This is a genomic window from Ensifer sp. LBL (assembly GCF_050435225.1).
GTDB lineage: Bacteria > Pseudomonadota > Alphaproteobacteria > Rhizobiales > Rhizobiaceae > Ensifer.
Window position 1 is genome coordinate 90,025 of record NZ_JBNDJY010000002.1, and the last position, 20,872, is coordinate 110,896.

Here is a 20,872-nt window from a genome sequence, read left to right on the forward strand (position 1 = left end):
GTCTGTCCTCCCTAAAGGAATGGAATGCGAGTGCCGGCGGATGGCGCCGGAAGGATCATTCGGCCCTGCCGGCCGTGGTGCCGAGCCCGCGGCCCGCGGTCCAGACCGGATCCGGCTTGGTCCAGAGCACGTCGTTGCGGATCAGCTTCACCAGTTCGTTCGCCTGCAGGTCGAGGAAGCGTTCGCCCTTCTCGGCGGTCGCGCTGCGCGGATCGCCCCAGGTGCCGGTGACCGGCGCGCGCTCGGAGAACGAGTAGAAACGCGACACGTCGGCCGGCACGTCGACCGGATGCTGCTGGTGGCCGAAAGCCTGGCCGAACATCTCGGTCTTCACCGCGTCCGGGACGATCGCCAGCATGACCGAGGCCTCGCCTTCGCAGGCATGGTGAGCACCCGTGTCGACCTCGAAGATCTTAGCCGCTTCCTCGGGCGCCAGCATCCAGGGCGTCGTGGCGACGATCGGCATGGCGAACTCGACCGCCAATTCGCGCACGGCGACCGCCAGCGGATCCATGTTGCCGCCGTGACCGTTGACGATGAACAGGCGCTGGAAGCCAAGCGTCTTCAGCGAACGGACGATGCAGCGGATGAGGCGGCTCAGCGTATCGTAGTCGAGCGTGATCGTGCCGCCGAAGGGCAGGTGATGTTCGCTCATGCCGGTCCACAAGCCCGGAAGAACGGCGACCGGAATGTCATCGGCAACCAGCCGGGCGGCGCGGATCGCAGCTGCGGACGCGCTCGCCGTGTCGGTGATGACGGGCAGGTGTGGGCCGTGCTGCTCCAGCGAGCCGATCGGCAGGATCGCAAGCGCGCCCGGCTTGCCGGCAATCTCGCGCAGGCTCGGCGCGGTCATGCGCGCCCATTCAACTTCCTTGGTCATGTCAGGCCTCTTTCATGTCTTCAAAGCAAAATCTGTTCGCCGCCACGCCGACGGCATGCGCCTATGTCTGGCGTCCCCTGGCATCGACCCGCAGCGTCACCGCCCGCCCATCGGAGTGCCGCAGGGTGGCGGTGTCGAATTGCGCGACGACGGCGCAGGAATGATTGGGAAAGATGCGGACGCGGCTGCCGATTGCGGGCGCCATGTCGGTGAAACGGACAAAGCCGTGCTCCCCGGAAAGGCGGCGGGCGATCGCAAGGCTCTTGTGGGTCTTGATATGAGGGCGCAACGTGACACCTGAGGCAGCGGCCCGCGCCTGCATGCCGCGCAGATTGCGCATCAGCCGATCTTTATCAATTTCGACAAAGGGCGTCGGCAGGTCGGCGGGGTCCGGACGACGAAAGGCGTCGAGCAGCGTTGGGTCAGTCAATCTCATCTCCGGCAAGCGGCGGGATCGCAAAAGGGCAGCCCCGATTGGCAAGCGCCGCCCGAAGGCGGCGGCTACAAATTTGCACAGTCGGAAATATCAAGCAAATTATTTTTCCTATAAGAAAATTATATTTCTCAAACTATCGCAACTGCGCATCAAATGAGACAGACGGCCCCGCACCGCGCCGCAGGTTACGGCCGGTAGGCGCGGATCTCGCATGTGTTCTACGCCTCTACGTCTGCGCCAGGTGACACCTGACATGGCGAGCGCTCTCGCTCAGGCGCCGCAGCACCTGGCTGGCCTCACAGCCGCCGCCGATCCGGTCGCACCTCTGCTTGTAGAAGCAGCCCTCCGGCAGATTGCGGTTGTTGGGAAGCTCGCCGGCGCGCACCTGGGCAATGTCCGGCAGCGGGCTTTCGAAACTCGGAGCCGCGGCCAGAAGCGTCTGGGTGTAGGGGTGACGAGGATTGCGCAACACCGCGTCGGCCGGGCCGGATTCGACGATCTGGCCGAGATACATCACCGCGACATCGTCGCAGAAGTGCCGCACCAGCGCGACGTCATGTGAAATCAGGAGATAGGTGAGCCCCCGCTCGCGCTGCAGCCTCAAAAGCAGGTTGATGATCTGCGCCTGCACCGAGACATCGAGTGCCGATGTCGGCTCGTCCAGCACCATCAGCTCCGGGTCCGTGCTGATCGCGCGGGCAATGGCGATGCGCTGGCGCTGGCCGCCTGAAAACTCGTGCGGCAGGCGATCGAGATGTTCCGGACGGAGCCCGACGGCGACGGCCAGCTCCTCCGCCTTCTCATGCAGTTCGGCCCTGCTGTGCCCACCGCGGATATGCAGTGGCTCGCTGATCAGCCGCCAGACCGGCAGGCGTCGGTCGAGCGAGGATTGCGGGTCCTGAAAGACGATCTGCATCTTCTGCCGCAAGGCGCGCTTCTGTTTGCCCTGGGCTTTCTGAAAATCCTCGCCGTCGATCGCCACCCTCCCCTCTTCGTAAGGCGCAAGCCCGATGATCGCCTGGGCGAGCGTACTCTTGCCGCATCCGGACTCGCCGACGATGCCGAGGCTCTTGCCGGCGCGGACCTCAAGCGTCACGCCATTGACCGCATGCACATAAGACGTGGGCCTGCCGAGCCAGTTGCGGGAGGCTGGAAAGCGGACATGCAGATCGGAGACCTCGAGCACCGGTCGCGTCATGATACCAACGCCTTCGATCATTGACGGCCTCCCTGTTCTACAAGTTCCGCCGCGCCACCGCGGCGCCAGCAGGCCACCTGCTGGCCGCCCGCCCCCGCCAGTTGCGGAGACTGGGATCGACATTGGTCGACCGCTTCCTTGCATCGCGGCTGGAAGTAACAACCGGCCGGTGGGCTGAGGAGGTTCGGCACGGCACCGGGGATCGCTTCGAGTTCTTGCTTCGGCGCCACCCGCTCTGGCAGGCAGCGCAACAACGCCTGGGTATAGGGGTGCTGCGGCGTCTCGAGCACGGTCCGCGTCGCGCCATGCTCGACAATTCGCCCGGCATACATCACGTAAAGCCGGTCGCAGAGCTGCGAGACGACGGCGACATTGTGCGAGATGAAGATGACCGAAGTGCCTGTGCGGCGCGCCCGGTTCTGGATCAGCCGCAGAATCACCGCCTGGACAGTGACGTCGAGCGCGGTCGTCGGCTCGTCGGCGATGATGAGGCCGGGGTTGCAGGAAAACGCCATGGCGATCAGCACCCGCTGCCGCATACCGCCGGAGAGTTCGAACGGGTAAAGCTTCATGACCCGCTCAGGCTCGCCGATCAGCATGTCGGCCAGAATATCCCGGGCGACATGCCTTGCCTCTGCCAGGCCTATTTCCTCGTGGCGCATGATGACGTCGGTCAGTTGCTTGCCAATCCGGATCGTTGGGTTGAGGGCGTTCATCGGCTCCTGGAAGATGGTCGAGACCACCTTGCCGCGCAGGTCCTGCAACTGATCGTCGTCCATGGAAAGCGTGCTGTGGCCAAAGAGCCTGATGGTGCCGCCGGTGATGCGGTAGCGCCCCCTAGGCAGAAGCCCTGTCGCGGCCATGGTCGTGACCGACTTGCCGCAGCCGGATTCGCCGACAATGCCGACGATCTCGGCCTTGCCGACGTTGATCGTGACGTCGTCGAGCGCCTTGATCGCACCGCTGAAGGTTGGAAACTCCAGCGACAGATTGTTGATGGCCAGCGCCTGGCCGCGTGGTTCTGCCGGACCGGTCATCTTCATCTGCCCCTCAAGCGCGGGTCGAGCATGTCGCGAATGCCGTCGCCGACGAGATTGCACCCCATGGCCGTAATCAGAATGGCAAGACCCGGGAATGTCGCGTACCACCATTGATCGAGCATGTAGCTGCGACCGCTGCTGACCAGCGCGCCCCATTCGGCAGTCGGCGGCTGGGCGCCAAGGCCGATGAAGCTGAGGGCGGCTGCGATCAACACGACGCCGCCAAGATCGAGCGTTGCCTGGACGATGATCGGCGACATCGCGTTCGGCAGGATATGCCAGCGCAGGATGTAGAAAGGCGAGGCGCCGAAGGTGCGCGACGCCTTGACGAAGACCTGCTCGCGCAGCGAAAGCGTCTGGCCGCGGGCGAGGCGCACATAGGCGGGGATGCGCACGATCGCCACCGCGAGCATGGAATTGAACAGGCTCGGACCGAGGGCTGCGGCCAGCGCCATGGCGAGCACCAGCGCCGGCAGGGCGAGCACGACGTCCATCAGCCGCATGATGGCGGTGTCGACCCGGCCGCCGACGACGCCCGAGAAGCAGCCGATCAGCACCCCGACCGACATCGAGATCAGGACGATCATGAAGGCGGCGCCACAAGACGCCCTTGCCCCGTAGATCACCCGCGAGAATAGGTCTCGGCCGACCTCGTCCGTGCCGAACCAGTGGGCAGCACTCGGCGGCAACAGGCGCGCCGTCAGCGACACCTTGTCCGGATTGTAGGGCGCGATGACAGGTGCAGCGATGATCATCACGAGGACGAGCAGGATGATCGCGACGCCCACCAGCGTCAGCGGGCTGCGGCGGCTGAGGTACCAGAGATAACGTAGCCGCTCGGAGAAGGACTTCGTCCTGCGCATTGCTGCGTTCGACGCGGCATGCTCTGTCGGCATGATGGCGGACATGATCAGACCTCCCTGATCTGCGGGTCGGCGAGCATGTAGGCGAGATCGACCAGAAGGTTGATCAGCACATAGCCGATGGATGCGACGATGGTGAAACCCATGATGGCGGGGAAATCGAGTGTCTGGATCGAAGTCACGACATAGGTGCCCATGCCCGGCCAGGCGAAGATCGTCTCTGTCAGCACCGCGCCATAGAGAAGATCGCCGAGCGCGAGCCCCAGCAGAGTGATCGAGGGGATGAGCGCGTTTCTGAGCGCATAGTTGAAGATGATCATGCCCTTGCGAAGGCCACTGGCGCGCGCTGTCCGGATATAATCTTCCTGCAGCACGTCGAGCATCGAGGCGCGGATCTGGCGCGTGATCACGCCCATATTGGCAAAGGCCAGCACGAAGCCCGGCAGGATGATGTGGTAAAGGGCGCTGCGGAATGCGTCGAAACGGCCCTGCAGCAGCGAGTCGATCAGCAGGAAGCCTGTGATGCGCTCAGGCGCCACGATGCCCATGGCCAGGCGCCCGCTGCCGGGCAGGATCTGGAATTTCGCATAGAAGACGTAAAGCAGGATCAGGCCGAACCAGAAGACTGGCATCGAGATGCCGCAGACCGAGACCGTGCGTGCCACCTGATCAATTGGACCATCCTTGTAGACGGCCGAGAGCACACCGAGCGGCACGCCGAGACAGATCGCGATGAAGAGCGCGACCGTTCCAAGCTCCAGCGTCGCCGGCAGGAAGGTGCGGATATCGGCCGCGACGGGGCGATTGGTCCTGAGCGACGTGCCGAGATCGCCCTGAAGCAGATTGCCGATATAGATGGTGAATTGTTCGACGACCGGCCGGTCGAGACCGAGATTGCGCCGGACATTTTCAAGCGTCTCGGCGCTTGCCCTGTCGCCCGCGATCATGCGCGCCGGATCACCGGGAATGAGATGCGAGATCGTGAAGGTGATGACCGCGACCCCGAGCACGACGAAAAGCAAGAGGATCAGACGCGGAAGAATGATGCGGGTGATTGCCATGGACGTCAGCCCTTTCGGCAGGGAAACCCCGGCCTAGCTTGGGAAACGAAGAACCCCCTGCCGCCACGGCCAGGGGCCGGCGGCAGGCGTTCCGTGGAATGCGGTCGGTCAAGCGAAGCTTGACCGTTCCTCCTCACTCCGTCTTCGACATCGTTCCGAAGTTGTAGACCTGGATCAGCATCGGATTGTAGACATAGCCCTTCACCGCGGCACGGCGGGCGAAGATGTCGTTCTTCTCCATGATGTAGAGGTACGGCGCGTCGTCAGTCGAAAGCTTCTGCGCCTCGATGTAGAGAGCCTTGCGCTTTGCTTCGTCGACGATCGAAGCTGCCTCTTGGACGAGACCCGTCACCTTGCTGTTGTTGTAGAAGGAACGGTTGCCCGGACCGCCCATCTTACCGGCGTCGAACCAGTAGTTCATGAACATGTAGGGGTCGGCGAAATCAGGCGTCCAGGCGCCGGGCGCCATGTCGAACTTGCCGTTGGCGACCAGTTCGCGCTTCGTCGTGTCGGCGACCGCCTGCAGATCGAGCTTGATGCCGATTTCCGCAAGCGAAGCCTGCAGTGCAAGACCGACCGGCTCCCAGGCAGGATCGGCCTGCGAGAAGGTATAGGTCAAATGGATGTCGCCCTTGCCGGATTCGGCAAGCAACGCCTTGGCCTTCTCGATGTCGTAGCTGTACTGGAAACCCTGCGGATCATGGCCCCACATGCCGCTCGGTACCGCGCCGCGCATCTGCTTGGCCTGGCCGAGCATGATGCCGTCGATGATGCCCTGATAATCGACCGCGTAGGAGATCGCCTGACGCACCTTCGGATCGTCGAGCGGCGGCTGGCGATTGTTCATGTAGATGTAGTTCACATACATGCTGGGATTGCTCTCGACGACGACCGAGGCATCCTTCTGCAGCGCTTCTGCCTGATCGAGCGGGATCTGTTCGATGATGTCGGCATCACCGTTGGTCAGTTGCAGGCGACGGGCAGAGACGTCGCCGACGATGCGGATGACCACTTGCTTCAGTGCCGGCTGGCTGCCCGAGTAGTGTTCGTTGCGGTCGAGCACGATGCTCTGGTTGCGCTCCCAGGAGGCGATGCGATAGGGCCCGCTGCCGGCCGAATGTTCGGCAAGCCAGGCCTTCGCCATGTCGCCGTCCTTCTCATGCTCCATCACCTTGGGATTGACGATCGCAGCGCCGGAGACGGCAAGCGTGGAAATGAACGGCGCAAACGGCGCGGTCAGGTGAAATCTCACGGTCTGCGGATCGACGACCTCGACCTCCTTCAGCACCGGGAACGCGTCGGACGGGCCGGCCTTCAGCTTCATCAGCCGATCGAAGCTGAACTTGACGGCGGCCGCATCGACCGGCGAGCCGTCATCGAACTTGTGGCCCGCCGCGATCTTGAAGGTCCAGACGAGGCCGGCATCGTCGGCAGTCCAGCTTTCGGCGAGTTCCGGGCCGACTTCGGTCGACCCGCCCTTGTAGGCGACCAGTCGCTCGTAGGCGGCGTAGATCAGTGTGTAACCGCTGTTGCTGATCTCAATGCCCGGATCGGCCGTCGGCGGATCTTCCGCGCGTGCCAGCACCAGCACGTCCTGCGCAGCAAGGGCGCCGGAAAGCGGCGTCGATGCCAGAAGCAATGCAATGCCGATCGATTTCCACTTGGAACCGTTCATCTCGTAGTCCTCCCCAGAACTGCGGCGTGCGATGCCCTCCCGGCACCCACCGCTGTGCTAGACTAGGAAACGATTTTCCTAAGTGCAATATTTTTTCTTATCGTATTTGTTTTTTAGTTTCGATCAGCTTTTGAGCTTGATCGTCTGCGCGTTTGCCAGCGTGGAAACCAGCTCGGTTTCCGGGGTCGAGCAAACACAGAGAATTTGCGCCGGCTCTTCGCTGACGCTCAGATAGGCGTGCCCCATCATCGCGTCGAAGTAGCAGGAATCGCCCTTCTTCAGCCGAAGGGGCGCGTAGATCTCGGTGTGGAGTTCCAATTCGCCGTCGAGGACGTAGAAGAATTCCTCGCCCTTGTGCCGGATCAGCGGCCCGAACTCCTCGAGCGTGCGCGCCCGTGCCATCGCCAGGATCGGGACCATCGACTTCTTGGAAATCTCCGTGCAAACATAGAGATAGTCGTAGTTCTGCGTGACGATCTCCCGACCGTCTCCGGATTTGGTATAGGTGCGCCGCCCGAGCATGCTAGGGGTGTCTTCCGCGCCCGTCATAGTCCCGAACAGCTCGACGATGTCGACCTTCAGGCCCTGGGCAAGCTGGATCAACCGGTCGTAGGTCAGCTGCATCTGGTTGTTCTCGACCTTGGACAGGGTCGAGACCGCAAGCCCGGTCATGGAGCTGACTTCGGCCAAGGTCCAGCGGTTGCGATTGCGAATATCCTTGAGGATCTCGCCGAGGCTGGATTTCGCGTCGGTCATCGTTGGCGTCTCCATTTGCCTGCAGCCATCGAAGTGCTCGCCGGGTTTCGCCCGCCCGCGACACAGAATCCGATTGGCATGATAGGAAAACCATTTCCTATAATACGTGACCGAAAGCAACATCGTGTTCTCGGCAATCCTTGCCCCACAACTGCTTGCAGCCTCTTGTTGCCTCCTATTCGGCGAACGGGTTGTCGACCTTTGGCCAATAGGGGCGCGTCAGCTTGGTGAAGGCCAGATCCTCGAAGGTCGGCTGCAAGGCGCCTGGCGCGCTGACATAGAGAATGTCGCGCGCAATGGGTTCGAAGCCGGCACGGAAGTGGTTGCTGGACTTCACCACCACGACCTTCTTTTTCGCCGGATCGAGCCCGAGCGCCGTCATGCATTCCGGATGAAAGGTCTGGGTGCGCACGGTGTTGAGCACGATGTCGACGCTGCCGGCAGACACCCAGACGGCATCGCCGATGCCAAGCGGCGTCGGCCCGAAGCGCTGGGTGATGCCCGAGGCCACGCGCCTGACCGTTACCGTCAGGTCGAGCGGGTCGCCGGAGGCCGGCCCCACCTTGCCGCCAATCCTCAGCGCCAATGTGGCGCCCTCTCCCGCCTCGCGGCACATGCGCACTGCAATCGGATCCCAGTAGAGGCAGGAGGCCACATCCTCGATGCCACGCTCTATGATGCGGCGCAGGATGAACGTCGAATCTCCAGGCGCCCCGCCGCCTGCATTGTCGGAGACATCGGCGATCACGATTGGGCCGCTCTTAGCCGCAACCGCCCGGTCGAGGGCTTCGTCAACGCCGAGATAATCTCCGCGCATCTCTTCGCGCGCCTCGAAGATCTCCCGGCCGAAAGATCGCGCCGTGCGCGCGGCCTTTTCCGGATCGTTGTCGGTCACCACAAGCATCTTGGCGCCGACATCCTCAACATCGCCCCAGGGAAAGCCGTGACCGAAGGAAACCGAGAGTACACCATCCTGCCCTTCCATCGCCTTCATGCGGTCGACGATGCCGCGCAAGGGCGCGCGATGCGGGTGGAAGGTGTTGATCATCCGGCAATCATGGAGGCCCATAGTCGGCCGCACCTCGCCGGCGAGTGTGCGCTCCATCAGCCGGAACAGCTGTTCGGCAACCTCCTCAATGTCCGTATGCGGATATTCCTTGTAGGTGGCGATCATGGTCGCACTGGCAACCATGCGTTCGGTGATATGGCAATGGAGATCGAGTTCGGCCGCAACTGGCACATCGGGCCCGACCACTTCCCGAACTTGCGCAAGCAGATCGCCTTCGACGTCATCGTAGCCATCGGCGACGCAGGCGCCGTGCAGGGCGAGCATCACGGCATCAACCGGCAGAGCGGCCTTGAGATCGTCGAGGATGGTGGCGCGGAAACTCTCATAGACCGCCCGCGTTGTTCTGCCGCCGGGCTCGGCCACGGCGCACAGGCTCTCGACCACGTCCCAGCCCTTATTCTGCGCGGCGTTGCGCCAGACGAACATTTGCGAAGAGCAGCAGTTGAGCGGCTTGCCGGTGGCGTCGCCATAGGCGATCAGGTTTTCGCGGAAGGCCTCGATGCCGGTCTGCATGGGCGAGAAGGTGTTGGTCTCCGTATCCAGCCCCGCGATGAAAAGTTTCATTTTCGCCTCCCGCCCATCAAGAAAGATATTTTCTAATCATAAAACTATGTTTATCGTCGGAAAGTCAAATGCATTATCCGCGCTTGCGCGGCTGACCGGGGAGGCAGGAATGCGCATCTATATTTCCGCTGACATCGAGGGGATCGTCGGGGTCGTGAGCCGCGACCAGCTGATGCCCGAAGGTTTCGAGTACGAAAACGCCCGGCGCTGGATGACGGACACCGTGGTTCACGCCTGCGAAGCTGCGCATGAGGAAGGTGTAGAAGAGGTCATCCTCAGCGATTCCCACGGAAATGGCGAGAGCATCCTGATCGACCGCCTGCCGGACTATGTGCAGGTCGTGCGCAGCTGGCCGCGGCCGCTGATGATGATGCAGGGCGTCGAACTCGGTTCCTTCGTCGGCGCGATGCTTCTCGGCTACCACGCCGGCGCAAGCCATGCGAGCGGCGTGCTGTCGCACACGATCGGCGGCACCGCCTTTGCTGAGGTGCGCATCAACGGCACCGTCATGCCGGAGGCCGGCATCAACGCCGCCATCGCCGGACATTTCGGGGTGCCGGTGCTGCTCGCATCCGGTGACAACGTCGCCTTGGAGGAAATCAAGGAGCGGATCGGCGATATCGTGACGGTGCCGGTGAAGCAGGTCTACAGCACGCAATCGGCCATCACCCTGACGCCTGCCGTCGCCCATCGCCGGATCCGCGAGGGCGTCAAGAAGGCATTGTCGAGGGCCGGTTCGGCAAAGCCGTTCAAGCTGGAGAACCCGGTCCTTGAGATCGTCTTCCGCAACCGCCTTCCCGCCGAATACCTCTCCTATCTCAAGGGCGTCGAACGCACCGACGGCTACACGATCCGCTACCAGGGCGACGACATGGTCGACGTCTCGCGTTTCATCCAATTCGTGGTCGGCTACAATTCCCGCCTCACCTTCTGACGAGCATTTCCGCGGAACCAATCCATGACCACCTCAATCGTCCTCGGCGCCGGCATGGTCGGCGTTTCCACCGCGCTCGCCTTGCAGGAGGTCGGGCACCAGGTTGTGCTGATCGACCGCAAGGCGCCGGGCCGGGAAACCAGTTACGGCAATGCCGGCATCATCCAGACCGAGGCCGTCGAACCCTATGCCTTTCCGCGCTCCCTGGCCGAGATCGTCAGGGTGGCGCTGAAGCGCGGCAACGATACGGACTTTCGGCTCGCCGACATGCCGCGGCTGGCGGGGCCGCTCTGGCGCTATTTCACGCAATCGGCGCCTGCGCCCTATGCGAGAACCGTCGCGGCCTATTCGAAGCTGGCGCTGCGGGCGAGCGATGATCACGCGCGCTTCGTCGAGCCGGCCAATGCCGGCGACCTGATCGTCCGCGAGGGCTGGCGCGCGGTCTACCGTTCGCCGGCAAAGCTCGACGCGGCCATCGCCACCGCCGAGCGCCTGAAACGGGAGTACGGCGTGCCGTCTAAGGCGCTCACGTCAGACGAACTTGCGGCGAGCGAGCCGGCGCTCAAAAGCCGGTTGGCAGGTGCGGTCCACTGGACCTCGCCCTGGACCTGCCGCGACCCGGGCGATCTGGTTTCGCGCTACGCAGCGCTCTTCGTCGCCCGCGGCGGGAAGGTCGCCCAAGGCGAAGCCATGTCGTTGCAGCAGACCGGCACCGGCTGGCGGGTGCTGTCGGAGGGTGGCGATATCACGGCTGAAAACGCGGTCGTCGCCCTCGGGCCCTGGTCGCCGATGCTTTTGGCGCGGTTCGGCTATCGTGTCCCCATGGTGTTAAAGCGCGGCTACCACTGGCACTTCGGCGGCAAGGACGGCCCACGCATTTCGATGCTGGACATCGACAGCTCCGCCCTGATCGCCCCCATGAACGCCGGGTGGCGGGTCTTGACCGGCGCGCACCTGGCGCCACTCGGCGCCGCGCCGGCATCGCGACAGATACGGCATGCCGTCACCGCCGCACGCACGCTTTTTGCGCTGCGCGACCCCATCGAAGCGGCGCCATGGTCGGGCACCCGTCCCTGCATGCCCGACATGCTTCCCGTCGTCGGGCCCAGCCGTCACAAGGGCCTGTGGTTTCACTTCGGCCATGGGCACCAGGGCTTCACCCTCGGGCCGACGACAGCACTTCTGCTGGCGGAGCAGGCTGCCGGGCGCGCTGGCAATCCGCTCGCCCTGCCCCTGTTGCCGTCGACCCGAGACTGGGCATAGCGGAACGCTAAAGCCCGGTTATTGCCGCACGGTCGAAAACGTGCGGTCGGCGAGCCGCGGCAGCATGAACCGGAAGGCGACGCTGCGGGCGCTTTGGAACAGGATGAGCGCAATCCACAATCCGTCATTGCCAAAGACCGGCTGCAGGACCGCCCAGGCAGCAAAATAGATCACCAGCGAAGCGACCATCAGGTTTCGCATCTGCTTCGACCAGGTGGCGCCGATATAGACGCCGTCCATCTGGAAGGCGACGATGCCGAAGATCGGAAGGGCCGCGACATAGGGCAGGTAGGCGTGCGCAAGGGCTGACACGCTTTCCGACGGAGCGGTGATGCCGATCACCCAGTCACCGGCGATAAAGAGACAGAGCGCGACGAGCCCGGCAAAGACGAAGCCCCATACCGTGGTCAAACCAACGGCACGGTCGAACGCCGGCCGATAGCGTGCGCCGACAGCCCGGCCTGCCAGCTGCTCGGCCGCCGTTGCCACCCCGTCGAGAAAGGCGACGCCGAAGAAATAGAAGCGCAGCAGGATCGTATTGGCCGCAAGGATTTCGATGCCGAGCATGCCGCTCTGGCGGGTGAAGAAGGACAAACCGATCAAAAGCGCGAAGGAGCGGATCATCATGTCGCCATTGACCGAAAAGGCGCGGCGGAAGGCCGTCAGATCCGGAAGGTTCCACGCTGTCCGGTCGGTCTTTGCCCAGATGAGATAAAGCCCCGCCACAGCCGTGACGGCTTCGGCAACCAGCGAGGCGGCCGCAACGCCCGCCACACCCCAGCCGAGACCGAGGACCCAGTGCACGCTCAGGCCGGCATTGAGCGCATTGAGCAGGGTTTGCAGGATCATGCCCCAGAGCGCATCGCCACGCCCGATGATCCAGCCGAAGACGACGAAGTTGAAGAGGACGAAGGGCGCCGACCACACCCGCCAGGCAAAATAGGTGGCGGCCGCTTCGGCCACCTTGCCTTCCGCGCCCATGGCGGCAAGGCCTAGGGCGCCGATCGGCTTTTGAAGAACCAGCAGTGCCAGGCCCGCCACGAGTGCGATGATAAGGCCGCTTGCGAGCATGCGCTGTTCTTCGCGCCGGTCACCGGCACCGAGCGCCTGGGCCGTAAAGCCCGTGGTCGCGCCGCGCAGGAAGTTGAAGGTGACGAAGATGACGTCGAAGATGACGGTCGACAGCGCCACGCCGCCGATCAGGGTCTCGTCGCGCAACTGGCCGATGACGCCGGTTGCGACGAGCCCGACAAGCGGGCTCGACAGATAGGCGATCATCATAGGCAACGCGATGCGAAGCACGTCGCGATGCGCGATGTCGAAGGGACGGACCGTGACCGCAGCGTGATCGGAAGCGTGTTTCACTCAATCCAGCCGGTGTGGTTCGCCGAGCGTATGCATCAGCCGATTGGCCCAGCCGAAGATCGCAACCGCGTGGATAAGGTCGAGGATCTGCAGGTCGTCGAGGCCGATCTCGCGCAGATGGTAAAACTGGTAGGCGCCGACATTGTCGGGATGCGCCGTCAGGTCGACGCCGAAATTGAACAGCGCCTGCTCGAATTCAGGCAGGTTCGCGTCAAGGCCACTGCCATAGATCTCGTCCACCACCTCCGGCCGCTTTTCGAGCTGGATGTAGCGCGCCGCATGGACCGAGGCGCAATAGATGCAGCGGTTGACGAAGGATGCGGCAAGCGCGCCGATCTCCCGGCCACCGCGCGACAGCCCACCCTCGCTATACATGATGTCGTTGAAGAGCGGCGTGCGCTCCTTCAGGGTTTCCGGCTCGTTGGCGAGAACCAGCACATAGTCCGAAATCTTCTTGTTGGACGGCGTGATCTTCAGCGCGTCGAGCTGTTCGGGTGTGGCGGTCTCGACATCGACCGGCTTGACATAGGGCTTCCAGTCGAGCGCTTCGACGGTGAATTCGTGCACGGCTTGCGACATGTCAGTTATCCCTCAGCATCTTGAGGCCGGCCACCACCAGCACCTGATAGTTCACGAAGGCGATCAGGCCGGCGAGCGTGACGATGTCCCGGTCGTCGAGACCTGCGGCCAGCAGCTTCTCGACATTGGCGCGCGTCGCCTCCTTCGGCGAAAGCGTGACCAGATCGACATGGGCGAGGATCGCCTGAAGGCGCGGATCGGCACCCTCGGCGCCATTGCCAGGACCGGCAACCGACACCAGGGCGGCGCCCTCCTCCTCGCGTTCAAGCAAGGCCCGGAAATGCGCAGAGAGCTCCTGGGACTTCCAGAGTGCCGCCATGCGCGCGGCAAGGGCTGCTCGGAGCGCATAGGAGAAGTTGCGCGGATCGGTTGGGCGAAGGGCAGCCTGATAGCTCGTCTGGCTCAAGTGCTTCAGCTTCGCCCGCTGTTCGCGCAGCGCCTGCAGGTCGGGAAAGCGATCGAGCCCGAGAACCGTGTCGATCGCGTCAGTTGTCGATGGAGAGGTCATTGGTTTTCCTGTCATCTGAAATGCGCAAGGTTCAGGCCGTCTTCTGCGCCGGCGTCGGCGCGTCGGCATCCACCCATTCGGTCCCGTCGAGCTCCGGCTTTTCGTAGGCGATCAGCGCTTCCCAATGGTAGTCGACATCCCGAATGAAGAGCGAAGCCGCGACCCCGCGCGCGAGCCACAGAGCGCCCTCGCTGATGGCGGGGATGTCGCCGCTGACCTTGCCGACGCTGACGGAGGCGCCGTAGTTGAAGCAATGGATGTCCTTCAGCCACGGGGCTGTTCCCGGCTCCTTCTCGGTGAAGGAGAAGTCTCCGTTCAGCCAGGGGAAACGCCCGAGCCCGGGGTTCTCTTCGCCCGGTGGCGGCGCGTAGCGGTCATCCCAGCAGGCGATCTGGTCCTGATAGGGGGCAAGCTCGCTGCGGCTCAGCGGATCGATCGAGAACCCAGTGCCGAGGATGACGAAGTCGGTGCGGAAGATGCGGCCGTTCGTCGTGGTGATGACGACCTCGCCGCCCTCTTGCCTCATCGAGCGGATACCGCAATCGAAGTGGAAGTAGGCGTTCGAATGCTGGCTGACGCGCAGCGTCGAATTGTGCGGCGCCGGCGTCTGCTGCTTGGCGGCATAGTCCATCAGCCGCCAGCGCCATTCCGGCGAAATCTCGGCAAAACCTGCGGTGACGCCATAGGAGCCGATGCCCATCAGCTTGTTGACCGTCGGCATCTCCTTGCGGCGGGCGAGAAGGCGGACTTCCCCTGCCCCCTGCTCCAGGGCCTCGGCAGCATTGTCGACCGCCGAAGCGCCGACGCCGATGACGACGACCCGTTTGCCCTTCAGGCGATCGAAGTCGATCTCGTCGGCCGAATGCGCCCAGGAGGTATGCCGCTCCATGGTCTTGACGAAATCCGGAATGGTCGGCTCGCCGAGCCCGTCGCGACCGGTTGCCATCACCAGCTTGCGGGTGATGATCGCAGGCTTCGCTCCGCCGGCGATTTCAAGTTCCAGCAGCCCATCGGCGCGCGGCACGACGCGGGTGACGTGCGTGTCGTTTTCGACCGGGATGTCCATGACATCGCGATACCAGCGCAGGTAATCCATCCACATCGGGCGCGGGATGCGGAAGAGCTCCTCCCATTCCGCTTCACCTTGCAGCGCGGTGAACCAGGCGCGGAAGCTGAGCGAGGCAACGCCAAGCGCCGGGCCGAGAAGGATTTTCGGCGAGCGCAGCGTCTCCATGCGCGCATAGGTGACCCAAGGGCCTTCGAACCCCTTGGGCGCGCGGTCGACGATGCGCAGATTGGCGATGCCGGCGCGCGTGAGCGCATGCCAGGCAACAAGCCCGCACATGCCGCCGCCGATCACGACCACGTCGCTGACGTCCTCGCCCGCCGCCGTTGTCACCGGCTTCGACCAGTTGGCCGGCGGATAGTTGAGATAGCTCAGATCCTGCCTTACCCGCGCATTGAGCGCGGCAAGCCGTTGCTGCTTTTGACTGTCGGTCATCCCCGATCTCCCTTCACTTCGCCAGCAGGACGGCATCGCGGTCGCGCCACCCCACCCAGACGTCGTCCCCTTCGATATGCGAAAGCGCCACCGGATCGATCTGCGCCACCAAGGTGCTGCCATTATCGAGAACGACGGTCAGCGACGTGTGGGCACCCTTGAAGACGCGCTGGTCGATGCGCCCTTTCATCGACGGGCGGTCTTCGGGCTTGCGCGACAGGCAGAAAACCGCCTCCGGACGCAGCGCAACCGTGGCATCGTCTCCCGGGATCGGCGACGTGCCGTTCACATCCGCATGCACGACATTCCCGCGCCACTCGACGGCGGCGATCCCGCCCGCAACCGATGCGACCGTGCCTTCGAGGAAATTGCTCTGGCCGATGAAGTTCGCAACGAAACGGCTGCGCGGCCGGGCGTAGAGCTCGTCCGGTCCGCCCATCTGCTCGATCCTGCCCTTGTTCATCACGACGATGACGTCGGACATGGTGAGTGCTTCTTCCTGGTCATGGGTGACGAAGATGAAGGTCTTGCCGGTCTTCTTCTGGATCGACTTCAGCTCGATCTGCATCTGCTGGCGCAGCTTCGCATCGAGCGCCGAAAGCGGCTCATCGAGCAAGAGCACGTTCGGATCGGGCGCCAGCGCCCGCATCAGCGCCACGCGCTGGCGCTGCCCGCCCGAAAGCTGCGCCGGCATGCGCTCGGCATGATCCTGGAGGGAGACGAGGGCAAGGAGGTCGCTGACCCGCTTGTGGATCGCCGCACTCTCCATGCCCTTCAATTCCAGGCCGAAGGCGATGTTGCGGCCGACCGTCAGGTGCGGGAAGAGCGCGTAGTCCTGGAAGACGATGTTGACGTTGCGCCTGTTCGGCGGAAGGTGCGAGATCGGCTTGCCCTCGAGGTAGATCTCCCCCGACGTCGGGCTGTCGAAGCCGCCGAGCATGCGCAGCGTCGTCGACTTGCCGCAGCCGGACGGGCCGAGCAGCGTGACGAACTGGCCGGGCGCGATCGCAAGATCGAGATCATCGACGGCAGTCAGCGCCCCATAGGACTTGTTGACGTTCTTGAAATGGACGACAGGCTGCATTGCGTCAGCTCCTGGAACGGCGGGTGATATGCTCGGCATAGATGCCGACGGCGGTGGTGACGACGAGCACGATGGTCGCCATGGCGTTGATTTCCGGCGACATGCCGCCTTGCACCTTGGCGAAGATCAGCATGGGCAGGGTCGGCTGGTAGCCGCCGAGGAAGAAGGTACGGACGAAGTCGTCGATGCTGGTCAGCACGCAGAAGATCATGCCGCCGAAGAGCGCCGGCATCAGATAGGGGATGGTGACGCGCAGGAAAGCGATGAAGGGATCCGCGCCGAGATCGCGCGCGGCATCGACGAGATTGGCCGGCATCGACCGCAGCCGCGTCAGCACCATGATGACGACGAAGGGTACGGCATGAACCGTATGAGCGAGGATGATCGCGAAGGTTCCGGTCGGAATGTCCACCGCCCGGATGAAGATGCGCATCGAGATGGCGTTGATCAGCCCCGGCACGACGGCCGGAAGGCAGGCGAGCGCAAAGATCACCGCCTTGCCCCAGATGTTTTCCGCCGAAACGAGAAGCGCAATCCAGACGCCGATGATCGTTGCCGAGACGGTGGTGGCAAGCGCTATGCCGATCGAATAGAGCGAGGCTTCGAGGAACTGCTTGTCCTGGATCACCTTGCCGTACCAGGCGAGCGTCCAGTTGCCGATCGGGAAAGCGATGAAGTTCGCATCCTTGAAACTCATCGCCATCATCAGCGCCAGTGGCAAGACCAGATAGACGGCGAAGATCCAGTAGGAAGCGCCTAGCGCGGTTTTCGGAAGGTCATTGAAATAGGTTCGCATCGTTCCGTCCTCACATCAGCCGGACGGAGCGGCCGCCGACCACCCGCATGAACAGCCCGACGGTTGTCAGCGACACCACGAGCATGATCATCGAGAAGGCGGCACCCTCCGGCCACTTGTCGTTCGACCCGTGGAAGAGGGTCGCGATAACCTCGGGAAAGATGACCGAGTTGGGCCCGCCGAGCAGCAGCGGTGCTGCGAAGACGCCGACGGCCGTCAGGTAGACGAGGCTGCAGCCGGAAACGATGCCGTCCTTGGAGAGTGGCAGGATGACCCGGCGGAACCGCTGGAAGGGCCCGGCCCCGAGGTCGGCCGCCGCCTGGATCAGCGGCGTCGGGATCTTTTCGATTGCCGAATAGAGCGGCAGCAGCATGTAGAGCGCGAGCAGGTAGATGACGCCGAAGCTCAGGGAGAAGAACGTGTAGAGCATCGGAATCGGCCGGTCGATGAAACCTAACTCGCGCAGCAGCACGTTGAGCGCCCCGCGATTGGCAAGCAGCATGATGACCGAGAAGGTGCGGATCAGCTCACCGGCCCAGAAGGGGATAAGGAGCAGCAGCAGGGCCCGCATCCGGTTCTTCGGCTGCACGATCTTCGCGACGTAATAGGCAACGGGATAGACGATCACCAGCGTCGAGATCGTGACAACAGCGGCAAAGATCAGGCTGCGCACGAAGGGCAGGAAATAGAGCCGGTCGGAAAAGAACAGCGCGTAGTTCGAAAGCGTGTATTCGCTGCTTTTGTCCGGCTGCGGCGGGTAGTTGGCAAGAAGGCTGATATTGGCCATCTGCAGGATCGGACCGATGTGCAGCATGGCGATCCAGACAAGCGGCACGCCCGCGAGCACGGCGAGACGCACGCGCCGGCTTTCGACGAGCAGTCCGATCGTATGGCGGTATAGACCTGAGCGCGCCGCCCTGCCGATCCATCCGGCATAGCGCGGTACCGTCGACAAACCGACGGATGGCGGTTGTGTTGTCGTATCCAGCATTCTCTTTGTTCCCGGCTCTGAAAGAGTCCATTTTTTGACGGGCGACCGGCCTCAGCCGATCGCCCGGATTTCGAGAGGTCAGGCCGACTTGATCTCGGCGGTCGCCTTGTCGATCATCTCGTTCTTCATGTCGCGGTTGACCGAGCTGAAGAACTGGATGCGTTCGACCTGCTCGGGCGGCAGCGACAGCGCGGCGCGCTCCTTGTCGTCAAGCACCTTGTCGACGCCGTCGAAGGCCGACGAGAAGCCGGACTGGCGGGTCATCGCAGCACCAATCTCCGGCGACGACAGGATGGCGTCGAGGAAGGTGTAAGCGGCGTCGGCGTTCGGCGCGTTGTTGACGATGTTGAACGAATAGAGGAAGCCGAACGTGCCTTCCTTCGGCACCGAGATCTCGATCGGATGGCCGTCCATGACGAGCTTGGCGGCCGGTCCCGACCAGGCCTGCGCGAGATAGATGTCCTCGTTGACGAACATCTGCTGCAGCTCGGAGCCGGCGTCGTAGTATTTGCGGACCTTGTCCTTGTGCTGAATGAGGAAGTCGCGGGCCTGGTTGGTGGCGGCCTGCGCAACATCGGGCTTGTCGCCATAGGTCACGTAGTCGCCGTCGTTGCCCTGGTAGCGCATCACGATCGAGAGGAAGTCGCTGACGATGTAAGACGTCAGGTTCTTGTTTTCCTCGTCGAACATGATCTCCCAGCTGTCGGAGGCCTTGGCGTATTCGGTGTTGCGCACCAGCCCCTCGAAGCCCGCAAGCAGCGGCACGCCGAAGGTCTTGCCGTCGACGGTGAGCTGCGGCGCGCCCTTGTAGGCGGCGGCGAGCTTGCCCCAGTTCTTCAGCCGCCCGGTGTCGAGCGTCGAGAGCAGGTTCGATTTCATGAACTGCGACAGACGGTGACCGGTGACGGTCACGATATCGGTGGAAGGTGCGGCACCCTCGGCGGTCAAGAGGTTGTACTGCTTACCCTGGTCGTCGGTCAGGCGGATGCGCACCTCGATGCCGGTATCCTTCTGGAACTGGTCGATGAAGGACTGCGGCACGAACTTGTCGTAGGTCGTGATGTTGACGACCTTGCTCTGGGCGAAAGCCGGGCGGATGATCGAAGGTGCCGCGAGCACCCCCGCCCCGGCTGCCAACAGCTTCATGGCCGATCGGCGGGTAACGTCAAAATTGTTCATCTCGTTCTCCTCATTTTAGCAGGCTCAATTTCCATGTGAGCGTTCAGAGCTTTTTGCTCCCCTTTATTTCGCCGCCGGGTTGTCCGGCAGCGCACCATTGCCGGCGTTCCTTCCGGCAAAGCTTCTTTCGGCGATACGCGCCATCTGCTTTGGATCGTGCACGATGAGATCCGGCATCCGCTCTGACGCGATCCGCGCTATCTGTTGAATGAGTTCCCGGACGCCAGCCGAAAGCGGCCGCGAGCCCGCCGACAGGATCGCCCACAGGAAGGGGATCTCGACGTCGAGAGGCCTCACGACGATGGGCGCCGATTGCAGGCCATAGGCGGTCGCCGGCTCGATGATCGCCACGCCAAGGCCGAGCGATGCGACTTGCACAGCGTTTTGCGCCGCGTTGGTCGCGATGATCCGATTGGGACGCACGCCGGCTGCATCGAGCACTTCATCGACGCTGTGGCGCAGCCGAAACGGATTGGACATGGTGACGAGCGTGCGCCCGGCGAGATCAGCGATCGAGATCACGTCTTTCGCCGCCAGTGGATCGTGCGACGCCACGGCGGCCACGCACCGCCCCTCAAAGAAGCCCTGCACCTCCAGGCCCGGCTGATCGGCCGGCAGCGAGGTCACGCAGAAATCTGCGGTGCGCGCAAAGACCGACTGCACGGCCGCCTCGGCCGGCATGCTGCGCAGATTGATCGTGTGGGGCAGCAGATGGTCCGGCAGCGCGGCAAGCGCCATCGGGATGATGCCGCTCGCGAAGGCCGGCGTCGCGGCGATCTCAATCGGCTCCGGTTCCTTGCCGGCAATCGCCTTGGCACGGTTGCGCAGGTGGCCGATGCCGCTGACGAAGCGCTCCGCATCCTCATGGAAGGCAATGCCCTTGTCGGTCGGCGCGATCCTCGGGCCATTCCGCTCGAACAGCGCAAAGCCGAGCGTCGTCTCCAGGTCCTGGATGAGGCGCGTCACCTGCGACTGCGAGCGGTCGAGCAAGCGGGCGGCACCGGTGATGCTGCCCGTCGACATAACGGCGAGAAAGGCCTCGAGATCGCGTACTTCCATCGGCTATCATGCGCTCCCTGCATTGTGGACGATCAATAGTGCATAAAACGCATTCTTAGTTCTAGTGACAA

At 63.4% G+C, this 20,872-nt stretch carries 20 protein-coding genes; 2 read left to right on the forward strand and 18 right to left on the reverse strand.

Annotated features, from left to right (window positions below; genetic code table 11):
• Window positions 1-55: 55 nt before the first annotated feature.
• From OKW20_RS07760 to OKW20_RS07800, 9 genes are all read right to left on the reverse strand, one after another.
• Window positions 56-880 (reverse strand): creatininase family protein, encoded by an 825-nt coding sequence (locus tag OKW20_RS07760; protein ID WP_429171296.1) that lies wholly within the window; start codon window positions 878-880, stop codon window positions 56-58.
• Window positions 881-941: 61 nt separating this feature from the next.
• Window positions 942-1,310, reverse strand: a complete 369-nt coding sequence (locus tag OKW20_RS07765; protein WP_429171297.1) for a hypothetical protein — start codon at window positions 1,308-1,310, stop codon at window positions 942-944.
• Window positions 1,311-1,542: 232 nt separating this feature from the next.
• Entirely contained in the window at window positions 1,543-2,535 is a 993-nt protein-coding gene (locus OKW20_RS07770; RefSeq protein ID WP_429171299.1) for an ABC transporter ATP-binding protein, read from the reverse strand.
• Window positions 2,532-3,557, reverse strand: coding sequence for an ABC transporter ATP-binding protein (locus OKW20_RS07775; protein WP_429171301.1), 1,026 nt, complete (start codon window positions 3,555-3,557; stop codon window positions 2,532-2,534). Before OKW20_RS07775 ends, OKW20_RS07770 begins: the two co-directional genes overlap by 4 nt.
• Window positions 3,554-4,462: a D,D-dipeptide ABC transporter permease gene (gene ddpC / locus OKW20_RS07780; RefSeq protein ID WP_429171303.1), complete on the reverse strand. Its 909-nt coding sequence runs from the start codon at window positions 4,460-4,462 to the stop codon at window positions 3,554-3,556. The genes OKW20_RS07775 and ddpC overlap by 4 nt, the downstream gene beginning before the upstream one ends.
• A 2-nt stretch (window positions 4,463-4,464) precedes the next feature.
• Complete coding sequence (locus OKW20_RS07785) at window positions 4,465-5,478, reverse strand: ABC transporter permease (protein ID WP_429171305.1); 1,014 nt, start codon at window positions 5,476-5,478, stop codon at window positions 4,465-4,467.
• A gap of 133 nt (window positions 5,479-5,611) precedes the next feature.
• Entirely contained in the window at window positions 5,612-7,153 is a 1,542-nt protein-coding gene (locus tag OKW20_RS07790; protein WP_429171307.1) for an ABC transporter substrate-binding protein, read from the reverse strand.
• Window positions 7,154-7,276: 123 nt separating this feature from the next.
• Complete coding sequence (locus OKW20_RS07795) at window positions 7,277-7,909, reverse strand: helix-turn-helix domain-containing protein (protein WP_043614913.1); 633 nt, start codon at window positions 7,907-7,909, stop codon at window positions 7,277-7,279.
• A 175-nt stretch (window positions 7,910-8,084) separates the two neighbouring features.
• Window positions 8,085-9,542, reverse strand: coding sequence for a M81 family metallopeptidase (locus OKW20_RS07800; RefSeq protein WP_429171309.1), 1,458 nt, complete (start codon window positions 9,540-9,542; stop codon window positions 8,085-8,087).
• 109 nt (window positions 9,543-9,651) lie between these two features.
• Between OKW20_RS07800 and OKW20_RS07805 the strand changes: the two genes are divergently transcribed.
• On the forward strand, window positions 9,652-10,476 hold the full coding sequence (locus OKW20_RS07805; RefSeq protein ID WP_429171311.1) for a M55 family metallopeptidase: 825 nt from the start codon (window positions 9,652-9,654) through the stop codon (window positions 10,474-10,476).
• Window positions 10,477-10,500: 24 nt separating this feature from the next.
• Window positions 10,501-11,739, forward strand: coding sequence for an NAD(P)/FAD-dependent oxidoreductase (locus tag OKW20_RS07810; protein WP_043614918.1), 1,239 nt, complete (start codon window positions 10,501-10,503; stop codon window positions 11,737-11,739).
• A gap of 18 nt (window positions 11,740-11,757) precedes the next feature.
• Here OKW20_RS07810 and OKW20_RS07815 read toward each other — a convergent pair whose 3' ends face one another.
• From OKW20_RS07815 to OKW20_RS07855, 9 genes are all read right to left on the reverse strand, one after another.
• Window positions 11,758-13,104 carry an MATE family efflux transporter gene (locus tag OKW20_RS07815; protein ID WP_043614921.1) on the reverse strand — a complete coding sequence of 449 codons (1,347 nt, stop codon included), beginning with the start codon at window positions 13,102-13,104 and terminating at the stop codon, window positions 11,758-11,760.
• Complete coding sequence (locus tag OKW20_RS07820; RefSeq protein WP_043614924.1) at window positions 13,105-13,683, reverse strand: peroxidase-related enzyme; 579 nt, start codon at window positions 13,681-13,683, stop codon at window positions 13,105-13,107. It abuts the gene before it with no gap.
• Window position 13,684: 1 nt separating this feature from the next.
• The gene (locus OKW20_RS07825) at window positions 13,685-14,191 is read right to left on the reverse strand and encodes a CMD domain-containing protein (protein WP_043614927.1); all 507 of its coding nucleotides are present in this window, start codon (window positions 14,189-14,191) and stop codon (window positions 13,685-13,687) included.
• 31 nt (window positions 14,192-14,222) lie between these two features.
• Window positions 14,223-15,692: an NAD(P)-binding domain-containing protein gene (locus OKW20_RS07830; protein ID WP_043614930.1), complete on the reverse strand. Its 1,470-nt coding sequence runs from the start codon at window positions 15,690-15,692 to the stop codon at window positions 14,223-14,225.
• 13 nt (window positions 15,693-15,705) lie between these two features.
• On the reverse strand, window positions 15,706-16,776 hold the full coding sequence (locus tag OKW20_RS07835; RefSeq protein WP_043614933.1) for an ABC transporter ATP-binding protein: 1,071 nt from the start codon (window positions 16,774-16,776) through the stop codon (window positions 15,706-15,708).
• A 4-nt stretch (window positions 16,777-16,780) separates the two neighbouring features.
• On the reverse strand, window positions 16,781-17,572 hold the full coding sequence (locus OKW20_RS07840; protein ID WP_043614936.1) for an ABC transporter permease: 792 nt from the start codon (window positions 17,570-17,572) through the stop codon (window positions 16,781-16,783).
• A gap of 10 nt (window positions 17,573-17,582) precedes the next feature.
• The gene (locus OKW20_RS07845) at window positions 17,583-18,563 is read right to left on the reverse strand and encodes an ABC transporter permease (RefSeq protein WP_429171315.1); all 981 of its coding nucleotides are present in this window, start codon (window positions 18,561-18,563) and stop codon (window positions 17,583-17,585) included.
• 78 nt (window positions 18,564-18,641) lie between these two features.
• Complete coding sequence (locus OKW20_RS07850) at window positions 18,642-19,742, reverse strand: extracellular solute-binding protein (protein WP_192450439.1); 1,101 nt, start codon at window positions 19,740-19,742, stop codon at window positions 18,642-18,644.
• Between the two features lie 63 nt (window positions 19,743-19,805).
• Window positions 19,806-20,801 carry a LysR family transcriptional regulator gene (locus OKW20_RS07855; RefSeq protein WP_429171317.1) on the reverse strand — a complete coding sequence of 332 codons (996 nt, stop codon included), beginning with the start codon at window positions 20,799-20,801 and terminating at the stop codon, window positions 19,806-19,808.
• Window positions 20,802-20,872: the final 71 nt, after the last annotated feature.

What these genes read in the sequence shown, in the direction of transcription:
- ddpC (WP_429171303.1), bottom strand. Translation starts at nt 4,462, where the DNA reads ATGTCCGCCATCATGCCGACAGAGCATGCCGCGTCGAACGCAGCAATG.
- OKW20_RS07845 (WP_429171315.1), bottom strand. Translation starts at nt 18,563, where the DNA reads ATGCTGGATACGACAACACAACCGCCATCCGTCGGTTTGTCGACGGTA.
- OKW20_RS07760 (WP_429171296.1), bottom strand. Translation starts at nt 880, where the DNA reads ATGACCAAGGAAGTTGAATGGGCGCGCATGACCGCGCCGAGCCTGCGC.
- OKW20_RS07770 (WP_429171299.1), bottom strand. Translation starts at nt 2,535, where the DNA reads ATGATCGAAGGCGTTGGTATCATGACGCGACCGGTGCTCGAGGTCTCC.
- OKW20_RS07850 (WP_192450439.1), bottom strand. Translation starts at nt 19,742, where the DNA reads ATGAACAATTTTGACGTTACCCGCCGATCGGCCATGAAGCTGTTGGCA.
- OKW20_RS07795 (WP_043614913.1), bottom strand. Translation starts at nt 7,909, where the DNA reads ATGACCGACGCGAAATCCAGCCTCGGCGAGATCCTCAAGGATATTCGC.
- OKW20_RS07855 (WP_429171317.1), bottom strand. Translation starts at nt 20,801, where the DNA reads ATGGAAGTACGCGATCTCGAGGCCTTTCTCGCCGTTATGTCGACGGGC.
- OKW20_RS07830 (WP_043614930.1), bottom strand. Translation starts at nt 15,692, where the DNA reads ATGACCGACAGTCAAAAGCAGCAACGGCTTGCCGCGCTCAATGCGCGG.
- OKW20_RS07785 (WP_429171305.1), bottom strand. Translation starts at nt 5,478, where the DNA reads ATGGCAATCACCCGCATCATTCTTCCGCGTCTGATCCTCTTGCTTTTC.
- OKW20_RS07775 (WP_429171301.1), bottom strand. Translation starts at nt 3,557, where the DNA reads ATGAAGATGACCGGTCCGGCAGAACCACGCGGCCAGGCGCTGGCCATC.
- OKW20_RS07835 (WP_043614933.1), bottom strand. Translation starts at nt 16,776, where the DNA reads ATGCAGCCTGTCGTCCATTTCAAGAACGTCAACAAGTCCTATGGGGCG.
- OKW20_RS07810 (WP_043614918.1), top strand. Translation starts at nt 10,501, where the DNA reads ATGACCACCTCAATCGTCCTCGGCGCCGGCATGGTCGGCGTTTCCACC.
- OKW20_RS07790 (WP_429171307.1), bottom strand. Translation starts at nt 7,153, where the DNA reads ATGAACGGTTCCAAGTGGAAATCGATCGGCATTGCATTGCTTCTGGCA.
- OKW20_RS07825 (WP_043614927.1), bottom strand. Translation starts at nt 14,191, where the DNA reads ATGACCTCTCCATCGACAACTGACGCGATCGACACGGTTCTCGGGCTC.
- OKW20_RS07800 (WP_429171309.1), bottom strand. Translation starts at nt 9,542, where the DNA reads ATGAAACTTTTCATCGCGGGGCTGGATACGGAGACCAACACCTTCTCG.
- OKW20_RS07840 (WP_043614936.1), bottom strand. Translation starts at nt 17,572, where the DNA reads ATGCGAACCTATTTCAATGACCTTCCGAAAACCGCGCTAGGCGCTTCC.
- OKW20_RS07820 (WP_043614924.1), bottom strand. Translation starts at nt 13,683, where the DNA reads ATGTCGCAAGCCGTGCACGAATTCACCGTCGAAGCGCTCGACTGGAAG.
- OKW20_RS07805 (WP_429171311.1), top strand. Translation starts at nt 9,652, where the DNA reads ATGCGCATCTATATTTCCGCTGACATCGAGGGGATCGTCGGGGTCGTG.